General features: G+C 65.8%; 10 protein-coding genes and 3 pseudogenes. 7 read left to right on the plus strand and 6 right to left on the minus strand.

Features of this window, described 5'->3' with window-relative positions; all coding sequences use genetic code 11:
* The first annotated feature begins 38 nt into the window (after window positions 1-38).
* The 4 genes and pseudogenes from MYCSM_RS20325 (at window position 39) to MYCSM_RS20340 (ending at window position 2,145) form a co-directional block, all read left to right on the plus strand.
* Complete coding sequence (locus MYCSM_RS20325) at window positions 39-431, plus strand: winged helix-turn-helix transcriptional regulator (RefSeq protein ID WP_232425634.1); 393 nt, start codon at window positions 39-41, stop codon at window positions 429-431.
* Window positions 428-958, plus strand: a complete 531-nt coding sequence (locus tag MYCSM_RS20330) for a PaaI family thioesterase (protein WP_015308044.1) — start codon at window positions 428-430, stop codon at window positions 956-958. The genes MYCSM_RS20325 and MYCSM_RS20330 overlap by 4 nt, the downstream gene beginning before the upstream one ends.
* Window positions 959-977: 19 nt before the next feature.
* A pseudogene (locus MYCSM_RS20335) lies at window positions 978-1,418 on the plus strand (FAD-dependent oxidoreductase); the annotation flags it as partial.
* 139 nt (window positions 1,419-1,557) lie between these two features.
* The gene (locus MYCSM_RS20340; RefSeq protein WP_015308046.1) at window positions 1,558-2,145 is read left to right on the plus strand and encodes a VOC family protein; all 588 of its coding nucleotides are present in this window, start codon (window positions 1,558-1,560) and stop codon (window positions 2,143-2,145) included.
* A 127-nt stretch (window positions 2,146-2,272) separates the two neighbouring features.
* On the opposite strand, the pseudogene MYCSM_RS39110 reads toward MYCSM_RS20340, so the two are convergent.
* From MYCSM_RS39110 to MYCSM_RS20370, 6 genes and pseudogenes are all read right to left on the minus strand, one after another.
* Window positions 2,273-2,503: pseudogene (locus MYCSM_RS39110) on the minus strand (transglycosylase family protein); the annotation flags it as partial.
* 311 nt (window positions 2,504-2,814) lie between these two features.
* Window positions 2,815-3,042 (minus strand): annotated as a pseudogene (locus tag MYCSM_RS20350) (transglycosylase family protein); the annotation flags it as partial.
* A gap of 1,159 nt (window positions 3,043-4,201) precedes the next feature.
* Entirely contained in the window at window positions 4,202-4,792 is a 591-nt protein-coding gene (gene mobA, locus MYCSM_RS20355; protein ID WP_015308049.1) for a molybdenum cofactor guanylyltransferase, read from the minus strand.
* 10 nt (window positions 4,793-4,802) lie between these two features.
* Window positions 4,803-5,879 carry a 2-oxoacid:ferredoxin oxidoreductase subunit beta gene (locus tag MYCSM_RS20360; protein ID WP_015308050.1) on the minus strand — a complete coding sequence of 359 codons (1,077 nt, stop codon included), beginning with the start codon at window positions 5,877-5,879 and terminating at the stop codon, window positions 4,803-4,805.
* A complete protein-coding gene (locus MYCSM_RS20365; RefSeq protein ID WP_015308051.1) occupies window positions 5,876-7,840 on the minus strand; it encodes a 2-oxoacid:acceptor oxidoreductase subunit alpha in 1,965 nt (654 codons plus the stop codon). The genes MYCSM_RS20360 and MYCSM_RS20365 overlap by 4 nt, the downstream gene beginning before the upstream one ends.
* 284 nt (window positions 7,841-8,124) lie before the next feature.
* Window positions 8,125-9,129 (minus strand): LacI family DNA-binding transcriptional regulator, encoded by a 1,005-nt coding sequence (locus MYCSM_RS20370; RefSeq protein ID WP_015308052.1) that lies wholly within the window; start codon window positions 9,127-9,129, stop codon window positions 8,125-8,127.
* 93 nt (window positions 9,130-9,222) lie between these two features.
* Between MYCSM_RS20370 and MYCSM_RS20375 the strand changes: the two genes are divergently transcribed.
* Genes MYCSM_RS20375 through MYCSM_RS20385 form a run of 3 tightly spaced genes read left to right on the plus strand, consistent with a single transcriptional unit; the run spans window position 9,223 to window position 12,259 of the window.
* Complete coding sequence (locus tag MYCSM_RS20375) at window positions 9,223-10,386, plus strand: phytanoyl-CoA dioxygenase family protein (protein ID WP_015308053.1); 1,164 nt, start codon at window positions 9,223-9,225, stop codon at window positions 10,384-10,386.
* Window positions 10,383-11,390: a Gfo/Idh/MocA family protein gene (locus tag MYCSM_RS20380; protein ID WP_015308054.1), complete on the plus strand. Its 1,008-nt coding sequence runs from the start codon at window positions 10,383-10,385 to the stop codon at window positions 11,388-11,390. The genes MYCSM_RS20375 and MYCSM_RS20380 overlap by 4 nt, the downstream gene beginning before the upstream one ends.
* Window positions 11,387-12,259: a sugar phosphate isomerase/epimerase family protein gene (locus MYCSM_RS20385; protein WP_015308055.1), complete on the plus strand. Its 873-nt coding sequence runs from the start codon at window positions 11,387-11,389 to the stop codon at window positions 12,257-12,259. Before MYCSM_RS20380 ends, MYCSM_RS20385 begins: the two co-directional genes overlap by 4 nt.
* The last annotated feature ends 2 nt before the right edge of the window (window positions 12,260-12,261 follow it).

Below are 12,261 nucleotides of genomic sequence, written 5' to 3' on the forward strand. Positions count from 1 at the left end.
GTTTGACTTTCAAACTGACTGCTGCCATGCTGGCCTTCATGAGCACAGTGGTACTGGCCGGGCTGCCCGGTCGGGCATGCCCGATCGCCGCATCGCTCGAGTTGGTCGGCGAGCGGTGGTCGCTGCTGATCATCCGCGAGCTGGCGCTGGGCAATCGCCGGTTCTCCGGGATCGTCGAGAAAACCGGAGCGCCGCGCGACCGCGTCGCGGCCCGGCTCAAGGCCCTGGAGCAGGTGGGCGTCGTACGTCGCGCCGCCTACCAATCAACGCCGCCACGCTTCGAATACCACCTGACCGACTCCGGCCGGGGCCTGATTCCCGTGCTGGACGCGCTGACGGCGTGGGGACTGGACCATGCCGTCGATCCCGATGACCCCGACCGTCCGCGCTTCCGCCGGACACCGTGGCAAGCAAGTGAGAGGACACCATGACCGCCGAACTGGTAGATACCGACATCCAGGCCGACTGGGGACCGGAGCGCTCACGGACCGTGACGTGGCACTCGCCGGGCCCCAGCACCGCCAAAGGCCTGGCGATGTCCGGCATCGACTACATGCGCGCCATGGTCGACGGCGAACTCCCCCCGGCCCCGATCGCCGGTTTGATGCAATTCGAACTCGTCGAGGTCGAGCCGGGCCGGGCGGTATTCACCTGTGTCCCAGACGAATCCGCGTACAACCCGATCGGCGCCATTCACGGCGGGCTGATCTGCACGCTGCTGGACTCGGTCACCGGCTGCGCGGTGCACACCACGCTTCCGCAGGGCAAGGGATACACGTCGGTCGAGATCAAGGTCAACTACCTCAAGGCGGTCCGGCTCAGCAGCGGGCTGCTGACCGCGACCGGCACGGTCGTGAAGTCCGGTTCGCGGGTGGGCTTCTCCGAAGGTGTCGTGACCGATGCCGGCGGTGCCGTCGTGGCGACGGCTACCAGCACGCTGTTGATCTTCGACCTGTAGGCCGCGCTACGTTCATTGGATGGCGCGGCGCATCGTGGTTGTCGGGGCCGGCATCGCGGGGCTGGCGACGGCCGTGGCGCTGCAACGCCGCGGCCACGAGGTCGCCGTCATCGAGGAGCGGACCGACACGTCATCAGGTGCTGGCATCAGTTTCTGGCCCAACGCGCTTGCGGCACTTGACGAAATCGGTATCGGTGAGGCCGTGCGCGCGGCCGGCGGCAGGGTGACCGCGGGAGCATTGCGCTGGCGTGACGGCTCATGGCTGCGACGTCCCGCTAGGGAGCGGTTGGTGAGGGCGCTTGGTGAGAAGTTGGTGCTGATCCGCCGCTCGGCACTGGCCAAGGTGCTTGCCGACGCGCTCGCAGGCGGGACCGTGCACACCGGGCTGTCTGCCCGCGAGCTCGTGACGACCGCTGACGGCGTGCGAATCACGTTGTCGGACTCCACAACTCGGGAATCCGCCGGCGGCCCGCCTTCCTCAGCGGACTCGCCGGCCGGGCGACCGTGCTGGTGCCCGCAGCGTTGATGACCCGGCACCTGGCGCAGGTGGCTGCGCGTTCGGCATTCGTGCTGCCCGGCGATCGCGATACGGCGTCGGTATGACCACCACGCTCGGGCCGCTGGTGGTCGACGCGGTTGAGCCGCAGGCCGTCGAGAGATTCTGGGCCGCCGCGCTCGGCTCGTCCGCTCAGCGCTCGCTGCTGTCGTTTCGTCCCCAGGCGCGCGACAAGATAGTGAAGAACAGGGTGCACCTGGACGTCTATGTCCACGCGCTCGAACCGCTGCTGGACCTCGGTGCGACGGTATTGGCCGAATATCTGCCCGAGCGCGTCACGCTTGCCGATATCGAGGGCAACGAATTCTGCGCGTTTCTCGATCCGGAGATGACCAGCGACCCGCCTGCGCGCGCGTTCGCGGTGTGTACCGACAGCGATCGGCCCGAGGAGCTGGCAGCTTGGTGGGCCGAGCACGTCGGTGCGGACATCCGCAACGGGCCCGACGGCACGCCGCGGTGGCTGTATGGCTGCGCGGGCTGGGAGCAGTTGATCTGGAAATTCGTCCGTGTGCATGACGACCGCGTGGTGCCGAACCGCTGGCAATGGACTGTGCAACAGGATCTGGGCACGCTCGCCGACCCGCAGGGCAACGAGTTTGGCGTCACGCCCCCATCGAGCCCAGCGGGTTGAGCAGAGCGGTGCACATCTGACGCGGGTTGATGAAGCCGAGCAGTCCGCTGGTGGGCATCGCGGCGCAGCCCGTGGTCACCGGGGGTGCCGTCGGCGTGCTGGGCGTGCCCCAGACGGCGGGGCTGGCACCCTGGGCGCCGCACTTGGGCCATGCGTTCAGGCCCTGTGTGCGCAGAACGTTCTCAGCGACGCGGATCTGCTCGGCACGCGACGCCGTGGCGGGGCTTCCGACGCCGCCGTTCGATGACCAGGTGGCCTGCTTGAACTGAAGGCCGCCATATGCGCCGTTGCCCGTGTTGGTGGACCAGTTGCCGCCCGATTCGCACTGGGCGATCGCATCCCAATTGACGCTGTCGGCGTTGGCGGTGGCCGGTGTGAGGGCCATCGGAACCAGGCCGAGTGCTCCGGCGATTGCGGTGGCCACCAGGCCCTTGGTGAACGCCTTACGAATGTTCATCACTGCGGTCCTTCCCCGACCGTTTGAAACAAGGCCCGCTGTGGAGGAGTTATGCGTTCTCCGCTGCGGCTATCTGGTGTTTCGGGTGATCAACATCACGTGTTACGCAAGTGTCAAAAGATTTAATCGTTACTTATCTGATGTAAGGGACTTATGAGAAACAAGAGGCGGTGCCGGGCGAAAGCCCGGCACCGCCTCTGTCGTCCTAGTGACTAGCCGCGCCTGCCACAGACGGGCCACGCCTTGATGCCCTGCGTGCGCAGGACGTTCTCGGCCACGCGGATCTGCTCCTCGCGGCTGGCTTGGCTGGGTGAGCCTGAACCGCCGTTCGCATGCCAGGTGCCCATCGTGAACTGCAGGCCGCCGTAGTAGCCGTTACCCGTCGCGGTCGACCAGTTGCCGCCCGACTCGCAGGCTGCGACGGCATCCCAGTTGACCCCGCTGTCCGCATTGGCGGTGCCGGTCGCCAGCGCCATCGGTGCCAAAACGAGCGCACCGGCGATGGTGGCCAGACCAAACGTCTTGCGGATGTTCTTCACTTCGTTCCTTTCGCCAAGCGCGCGCCATCACCACCCGCGCGAAGACGCGGGCGTGTTGCCTGTACACAGGCGAGGGGTTCGGGCCGCACCGTCTCGGTCAGGTGCGGCAGCGGGAGGCATGAAGCGCCTTACCGGGTAACAGGCCCGGCGGCTGTAGAAGGCGAAACCGCCTTCCTGTCCAGTGACAGCCCCGACTCACACGCAGGTTCTTGGTTTTTGAAATTATTTGCTCCGTTAGAAGCTGAGGGGACCGTACAAAGCTTGCGGCGCAAAGTCATATCAGCTGCGGGGCGTGTCGCAGTTAGATCACGGGAAGATCACGACCGAAGCTGAGAATCGTCTGTGCAGGTCAGCTCTGCGTTTGACGCAACCGCGGATTGGGTAGAACGGGCGTGTCGTGGTGATTCAAATCACGATCATTTTGTGAGCTGGCACACGCATTTTGCCGCTCACGAGGTGCCGAAAATGGTCCTGCGCGTGGCGAAATGACTGATCAGAGGCCAGAGGAGGTCGCTTCCTGACATCAGTTCGCTGATCACTCGATGCTTCGAGCGAGACAGGATATCGTCGAAATCCACTGTTCCCGTGGGACTTTCGGCTGTCCGCGCGAGTCCACCAGCTGAAGGCCGCATGTCAACCGACCACCGCCCGGATACCAGCAATCGAAGTAATAACGTTGTCCTTCAACATATTTGGATGCTACGATGCGCCGTACGACTGGATCGACACCCGCGCCGTGCCCCAGTCTGCCCGCTGGTCCTTCATAAGCCACAATGGGAACGGCTCGACGTCAGTAAAAACCGCCACGCCAGTGAGCCGTTGGCTCCGTGGAAGCCATTCGTACCGTGACGAAATTCGTGGCGTAGTTGCCCGACGTGCTCACCAACAGCGCTGAGCTACAAGGGCTTTCACGCACTGTGACGGCTGCCGAATCGCGGTCGTGCCTGCCAATGCCGGTGCCGGCGACCGCCAATTAATCACCGCGATATTTGTGCTAATTCGCGGCGCGGAATTGCGTGCGCTAAGACGTCAAATTCAGAAATCGAAATGAACGAATTTGCTAGGCAATTTGCGGTGGGCGGATGGCGTTCAGATCGGCGGCCGTGTTGACGTTGGTCAGCGACGCCTGCTCGGACATGACGATCCGCTGCGTGTCGACCCTGTCGACCAGCGCGCGCATGCTGCGCTCACCCGCAGCGACCAGTTCGTCGACGCGGTCGGCCAACGAGGTCCGGTAAATGCCCGCGAGGTAATGGTCGCGGCCGTCCCATGGCAGCACGACATCGGCGCCCAGTCGCACGGCAGGCCCCGCCAGTTCGTCGATGAGTTCGACCTCGAGCAGCGGCATATCCACCGCGCAGACGAACGCCAAACCCAGGCCGGCGTCGGCGGCGGCCCGTAGCCCCCGCCCCGTCGCCAGTAGCGGCCCGACGCCGCGAACCTCGTCGCGCAGCACCTCGGCCTCGACTTTGGGCAGTGGTTGGCCCGGCGCGGCGATGACGAATACCGGTGCACACCGCGGGCTCACGATCGACATCGTGCGCTCCAGCAGCGTGCTGCCGTGATAGGGAAGATTGGCCTTGTCGCGGCCCATCCGGCGGGATGCCCCGCCGGCCAGGATGACTGCTGCAAGCGGCACGGAGGGCGTCACGTCAGAGAGGTTAGTCGACGGTCCAGGTGTCCTTGCCGCGAAGCAGCGACTGCAGTGCGGCCGTGTCGTGTGGCTTGGCGTCACGTGCGGAGGCGACCTGGGTACGGGCGGCATCGTCGTAGGTCGGCTTGCTGACCTGACGGAAGATGCCCATCACCATGTGCTCGAGGTTCTGCTCCGAAAGCCGCGACAGCGCAAAGGCGTACGCCGGATCCTCGATCGTGGCGTTGTGGATGACGATCTCGTCGGCCGACACGTCGGCGGTCTTGGCCACCTCGAGCCCGTAGCCGGACTTCACCACGCAGTACGCCCCGTCGGCGCCGAACGTGATGGGTTCGCCGTGGCTGAGGTTGATGATGCGTTCCTCGGCGCCTTCCTTGCGCAGCGGGTCGAACGAGCCATCGTTGAAGATCGGGCAGTCCTGCAGGATCTCGACGATCGCGGCGCCGCGGTGCGCGGCCGCCGCGCGCAGCACCTCGGACAGCCCCTTGCGGTCGGAATCCAGCGCGCGGCCGACGAACGTCGCGTCGGCGCCTAGCGCCAGCGACACCGGGTTGAACGGGTAGTCCAGCGAGCCCATCGGGGTGGACTTGGTGATCTTGCCAACCTCGGAGGTTGGGGAGTACTGGCCCTTGGTGAGCCCGTAGATCCGGTTGTTGAACAGCAGGATCGTGATGTTGATGTTGCGGCGCAGCGCGTGGATCAGGTGGTTGCCGCCGATCGACAGCGCGTCGCCGTCACCGGTGACGACCCAGACCGACAGGTCGGGGCGGGCAAGCGCCAGGCCGGTCGCGATGGTTGGCGCGCGGCCGTGGATCGAGTGGAAGCCGTAGGTCTCCAGGTAGTACGGGAAACGGCTGGAGCACCCGATGCCACTGACGAACGCAATGTTCTCGCGGCGCAGCCCGAGCTCGGGCAGGAAGTTGCGGATGGTGTTGAGGATGACGTAGTCACCGCAGCCCGGGCACCAGCGGACCTCCTGGTCGCTGGTGAAGTCCTTGGCCTTCTGCGGCTCGTCGGTGGTAGGCACCCCGCTGAGCTTCGACAGTGGGGTGACACCTAGGTCCGATCCGATCACGTCTGTCATGCGTTAGCTCCCACACCAGTTTCCACCGTGGCCGCCGCCAGCCGCGCGAACTTGGCCTTGTCAATTTCCTTGTCGCCCAACGTGCCATCGAGCGCGGCGTCGATGATGCCCTCGACCTCGTCGGCCAAGAACGCCATGCCTTCGACCTTGGTCACCGACTGAACGTCGACCAGGAACTTGCCGCGCAGCAGCAGCGCGAGCTGGCCGAGGTTCATCTCGGGCAGCACGATGTTGGGGTAGCGCCGCAGCACCTCGCCCAGGTTGGCCGGGAACGGGCTGAGGTTGCGCAGGTGCGCCTGCGCGACCTTGATTCCCTTGCGCCGCGCCCGTCTGCAGGCCTCGCCGATCGGGCCGTAGCTGCTGCCCCAACCGAGCATCAGCAGTTCCGCGTCACCGGTTGGATCGTCGACCTCGAGATCCGGCACTTTGATGCCGTCGATCTTGGCCTGGCGCAGCCGCACCATCAGGTCGTGATTCTTGGGCTCGTATGAGATGTTGCCCGAACCGTTGGCCGCCTCGAGACCGCCGATGCGGTGCTCGAGACCGGGCGTGCCAGGAACGGCGAACTGGCGCGCCAGGGTCTCCGGATCGCGAGCGTAAGGCTGGAACGGCTCGCCTGACTTCGCGAACCTGTGCTCGATCGACGGATAGGTGCTGACGTCCGGAATCGCCCACGGCTCAGAGCCGTTCGCGATCGCGCCGTCGGACAGGATCACGACCGGCGTGTGGTAGGTGACCGCGATGCGTGCAGCCTCCACGGCGACATCGAAGCAGTCCGAAGGAGACCGCGGCGCGATCACGGCGACAGGTGACTCGCCGTTGCGGCCGTACAGCACCTGCAATAGGTCGGCCTGCTCGGTCTTGGTGGGCAAGCCGGTGGACGGACCGCCGCGCTGCACGTCGACCACGATCAGAGGAAGCTCGGTCATCACGGCCAGACCCATGGCCTCCGACTTCAGCGAGATGCCGGGCCCTGACGTGGTGGTGATGCCGAGCGCACCACCGTAGGACGCGCCGATGGCAGCGCCGATACCTGCGATCTCGTCCTCGGCCTGGAACGTCAGCACATTGAAGTTCTTGTGCTTGGACAGCTCGTGGAGGATGTCCGAGGCCGGCGTGATCGGATAGCTACCGAGGACCACCTGGATGCCTGCGAGTTGGCCCGCAGTGATCAGGCCGTACGCCAACGCCGTGTTGCCCGAAATCTGGCGGTACTCACCGGATTTCAGCTTGGCGGGCGACACCTCGTAGGTGGTGCCAAACGCTTCCGTTGTCTCGCCGTAATTCCAGCCGGCCTTCAGCGCGAGCACATTGGCCTCGGCGACATCGGGCTTGCGGGCGAACTTCTCGCGAATGAAGGCCTCGCTGTGCTCCAGCTCGCGGCCGTACATCCACGACAGCAGCCCGAGCGCAAACATGTTCTTGGCGCGCTGACCGTCCTTCTTCGATGCGCCGATCACCTCGACTGCGCCCAGCGTCAGCGTCGTCATCGGAACGGCCTGCACGACGTAGTCGGAAAGCTCGTCGGTCTCCAGCGGATTGGACTCGTACCCGACCTTCGCGAGGTTGCGCTTCGTGAACTCGTCGGAGTTGGCGATTATCAGGCCACCGCGGGGCAGATCAGCGGTGTTGGCCTTGAGAGCGGCGGGGTTCATCGCGACGAGCACGTCGGGGCGGTCGCCCGCGGTCAGGATGTCGTAATCGGCGATCTGGATCTGGAACGAGGAAACGCCCGGCAGGGTGCCCTGCGGCGCACGGATCTCGGCGGGGTAATTCGGTTGCGTGGCAAGGTCATTGCCGAACAGAGCGGCTTCGGAGGTGAAGCGGTCACCGGTGAGCTGCATGCCGTCGCCAGAGTCGCCGGCAAAGCGGATGACGACCTTTTCCAGCTTCTGCCGAGGGCCCGCAGTTCCCGGGCTGACGGCGTTGTCGTTCGCCCCCACTCGCCTGCCTTCCGTCATCTTCGGGCTGAGCCCGAGCGAATGTCCGCCGAGTCGCGGTCAGGCCGAGGCGCCGCCGATCGACATCCGCATGATTTTTGATGTCACTGCCAGTACCGATTATTGCACTTCTCTTAGGCAGCCCTTTACCCGACGCGCAGGCGACGCACGGGTGACCTGGCATTGAACCCAATGCTCAGCGCCTCTGCGAACGCGCGGCGTGAGACAAAATTGTGTTTTCCGTCACTTTTGCGAGAATGGCATTCTCTTAAAATTGGTTACCGATCGGTAGCCATCGGCTAGCACTAGCCAGGCACGTTATATGGCGTGATCACCTGGATAGGGACGGGCCGCGAGGGCTCGACCGGCAACGCACCGCGCTCCTGCAGGATCAGTCGCATCGCAAGCCGCGCGTCGGCGCGCAGATCGTTGTGCAGCACGACGGAAATGCGGCCTTCGCGCAGCAGTCGCCGGTTGTCGGCGTCGAGGTCGTGGGCAACAAACACCCGGCACGGCCGACCGAGCCGGTCGAACGCCGCGACGGTCGCCGTGTTGCCGCCGCCAACCGAGTAGACGGCCTCCACATTGGGATGCTTTTCGAGGGCTTCGAGCACAAGGCGCTCGTTGGTCGCGTCTATCCCGTCGCTGTCGCTGACTTCCACGATCGCCCGGCCCGATGCCCTCAACGCGGAGCGGAACCCGACCTCGCGCTCCCCCTCGCCGCGGAACACCGTGCGGGACAGCGTGATGAGCACATCTGACGGCGCAGAGCCCAGCCACTGGTTCATCAGATAGGCGGCCGTCACCCCCGCCCCGTGGTTGTCGATGCCGACATAGGCACAGCGCGAACTGGCTGGCACATCGGTCGCATAGGTCACGACGGGCATACCCCCATCGACCAGGCGATCGATGGCCTCAACCACTTCGGGCGCATCCTGTGCCTTAAGCACGACGCCGTGGCTGCCGCGCAGACGACCGAGCGCCTCGACCATCTGCGCTGTCGAGCCCGACTCCCACAGGTGAAAACGCGCCCGCACCATCGCCGGTGCAAAGGCGGGCAATTCGGCCTCGACCGCGGCGCGGAACGCGTCGGAGAAGCGCTGCGGCGTCTGCATCACAACGTCGATCAGGTAGCGGCGCCCGTTGAGCCTCAACTGGGTGCGCTGTTTGTCCAGGTCGGCGATCGCCTGCATCACCTCGGCCCTGGTGTTCTCCCGCACCCCCGGCCGTTCATTGAGGACGCGGTCGACGGTCGCCTCGCTCAGCCCGGACTGCTGAGCGATCTCGCGGACCTTGTAGCGGTGCGGCACGAGGAGCTCCTTGTTGGGTGGCGAGCATGGTGAGGGGTTTTTGATGGATTTTTGGCGTTGAATGCGGTCGCTGGCACAGCAAGACTATCCGGCATGACCGCAGCGGTACGCACAACACCCAACCAGTGGATCGACGAGGCCGACCTGCGCCTCGACGACTTTCGCGCGCAGGTGCTGCGCAGCGTCGACGCCGCTGACTATCCCTTCGCCGACGAAGTGCGACATAACATGCTCGTGTATTCGGCGACCACCGTCGCCACTGCAGGGCGGCGCGCGTTGCAATCCGAACTGATCCGAGCCCTGTCCGACGGGCCCGGCGTGGTGGTTTTCGACGGTGCATTCGACGCCGAGGTGGTGGACCGGGCCAGCGAGGCGTTCTTCGCGATCATCGACGCACAGCGCGCCGCGGGGACGGCCGCCGGTGACCACTTCGGCAAGCCCGGCGCCAACGACCGGATCTGGAATGCGGCACAAAAACTGGCGCTGCACGACCCGCAGGTGTTCGCGGACTACTACGTCAACGACACGCTCGCCGTCGTCTCACAGGCCTGGCTCGGTCCGCGATATCAACTCACCTCGCAGGTAAACGTCGTCAATCCCGGTGGGCAACACCAGGTTCCGCATCGCGACTACCACCTCGGTTTCGTGCCCGACGCGCACCTGGCCGCCTACCCCGCCCATCTTCACCGCACCTCGCCGACACTGACCTTGCAGGGCGCAGTGGCGCACTGCGATATGCCGGTCGAGAGCGGCCCGACCATGCTGCTGCCGTTCTCCCAGCGGTTCGAGGGCGGTTATCTCGCATTCAACCGACCCGAGTTCATCGACTTCTTCGCCGCGCATCACGTTCAGGTGCCGCTGGCCAAGGGCGACGCGATGTTCTTCAACCCCGCGCTGTATCACGGTGCAGGGTCCAATGTTTCGAGCGATATCCGCCGAATCGCGAATCTGTTGCAGATCTCCTCGCCGTTCGGTCGCGCCATGGAGGCCCTTGACCGCACGGCGATGGTGCGCGCGGTGTACCCGGCGTTGCTCACAATGAAGGCGGCGGGCCGCCCGCAGCGCGACCTGCTCAACGCGGTGGTGGCGACCGCCGAGGGTTACCCGTTTCCCACCAACCTCGACAGCGACCAGCCCATCGGCAGCCTTGCCCCGCCCAGTCAAGTCGACATCGTGCTTGCCGCGTTGGCCGACGACCTCACCGCAGAACAACTCGATGTCGCGCTGCGCGACCAAGAAGATCGGAGAATGCCATGACCACCCTCGGCGTAATCGGATTGGGCCGCATCGGCGCCTTCCACACCGAGACGCTGTCCGACCTTGCCGGCGTCGACGGCCTTGTCGTCGCCGACGAGCGGGCCGACGTGGTCGCCGCGGTCGCCGCCAAACATGGTGCCAAACCGGCGGATTCGGTCGAGGAACTGCTGTCATCGGGCATCGACGGTGTCATTGTGTCGGCCGCAACGCCCGCGCATGCCGAGCTGACACTGGCCGCCGTCCATCGCGGTCTGCCGACCTTCTGCGAGAAGCCGATCGCCGCGACCGCAGCGGAGAGCGCGCACGTTGCCGAGGTGATCGCCCGGTCCGGTGTGCCGGTACAGGTCGGCTACCAGAGGCGGTTCGACGCCGCGTTCGCCGCCGCCAAGCGCGCTGTCGACGACGGCTCACTGGGTCTGCTGCACACCGTGCGCAGCACCACGATGGATCCCGCCCCCCCGCCGATGGAATACATCGAAGGTTCCGGCGGCATCTTCCGCGACTGCGCCGTGCACGATTTCGACGTGCTGCGCTGGATCACCGGCCAGCAGCCCGTCGAGGTGTACGCCACCGGCAGCGTGCAGGGCGACCCGCGGTTCACCGAATACGGCGACGTCGACACCGCCGCGGTGGTGGTCAGGTTCGATCAGGGCACGATCGGGCTGGTGTCGGCGGCCCGCTACAACGGCCGCGGTTACGACTGCCGGCTCGAGGTGCACGGCTTCCACGACACAGTGGTCGCAGGCTGGGACCAGGGCGCACCGGTGCGAAATGTGGACCCGGCCAACGAGTTTCCGACCGGACCGGCGCATCACTTCTTCATGGATCGCTTCACCGAGGCGTTCCGCGCCGAGCTGAGCGCCTTCGTCGACGTTGTCAACGGCACGGCCGCGCCCGCGTGCACGGTGGCCGATGCGGTCGAGGTGGCATGGCTGGCGGAGGCCGCGACGGAGTCATTGCGCCGGGGCGTCCCGGTACGAATCGAAGAAGTGAGGTCATCGTGAAGATCGCCGGTGCGCCGATTTCCTGGGGTGTGTGCGAAGTGCCGGGTTGGGGCTATCAGCTCGACCCGCAACGCGTCCTTGCAGAGATGCGCGACGTGGGTTTGGCCGCAACGGAATTGGGGCCCGAGGGCTTCCTGCCGTCCGATCCCGCCGAGCTGACCGCGCTGCTCGACTCGTTCGGGCTGAGCTGTGTGGGCACCTTCGCGCCGGTCCTGCTGCATGACGCCCACCATGATCCGCTGCCCGACATCGCCGACCCGGTCGACGCGCTGCTGGCATGCGGCGCAGAAGTTCTCGTGCTCGCCGCGGCGACCGGCACCGACGGCTACGATTCCCGCCCGGCGCTCGACGACGACCAATGGGCAACGCTGCTGGCCAATCTCGACCGGCTGGCGGCAGCGGCGGCGAAGCGAGGCGTGCTGGCCGTGCTCCATCCGCATGTCGGCACGATGGTAGAGACCCGCGATGACGTCGACCGCGTGCTGGCCGGTTCCCAGATCAAGCTGTGCCTGGACACCGGGCACCTGCTGATCGGCGGCACCGACCCGCTGCAGCTCGCCCGCGAGGTGCCTGACCGCATCGCCCACACCCACCTCAAGGATGTCGATGCCGCGCTGGCCGCTCGTGTTCAGGCCGGCGAGCTGACTTACACCGAGGCCGTGCGCGACGGTATGTACACCCCGCTCGGCGGTGGCGACGTCGACATTGCAGGCATCGTCACAGCATTGCGCAGCAACGGTTTTGACGGCTGGTTCGTGATGGAGCAGGACACCATTCTCGATTCGGTGCCGACCGACGAGGGACCGCTGCGCGATGTGCGGACCAGTGTCGAGTACATCAGCGAGGTGGGGCGGTCAGTTCCGGTATGAGT

This window comes from Mycobacterium sp. JS623 (assembly GCF_000328565.1).
Classification (GTDB): Bacteria; Actinomycetota; Actinomycetes; order Mycobacteriales; family Mycobacteriaceae; genus Mycobacterium.

Bases quoted from the DNA above. Each gene is read 5' to 3' on its own strand.
- MYCSM_RS20325 (WP_232425634.1), top strand. From the start codon at position 39: ATGAGCACAGTGGTACTGGCCGGGCTGCCCGGTCGGGCATGCCCGATC.
- MYCSM_RS20330 (WP_015308044.1), top strand. From the start codon at position 428: ATGACCGCCGAACTGGTAGATACCGACATCCAGGCCGACTGGGGACCG.
- MYCSM_RS20340 (WP_015308046.1), top strand. From the start codon at position 1,558: ATGACCACCACGCTCGGGCCGCTGGTGGTCGACGCGGTTGAGCCGCAG.
- MYCSM_RS20360 (WP_015308050.1), bottom strand. From the start codon at position 5,879: ATGACAGACGTGATCGGATCGGACCTAGGTGTCACCCCACTGTCGAAG.
- MYCSM_RS20365 (WP_015308051.1), bottom strand. From the start codon at position 7,840: ATGACGGAAGGCAGGCGAGTGGGGGCGAACGACAACGCCGTCAGCCCG.
- MYCSM_RS20375 (WP_015308053.1), top strand. From the start codon at position 9,223: ATGACCGCAGCGGTACGCACAACACCCAACCAGTGGATCGACGAGGCC.
- MYCSM_RS20380 (WP_015308054.1), top strand. From the start codon at position 10,383: ATGACCACCCTCGGCGTAATCGGATTGGGCCGCATCGGCGCCTTCCAC.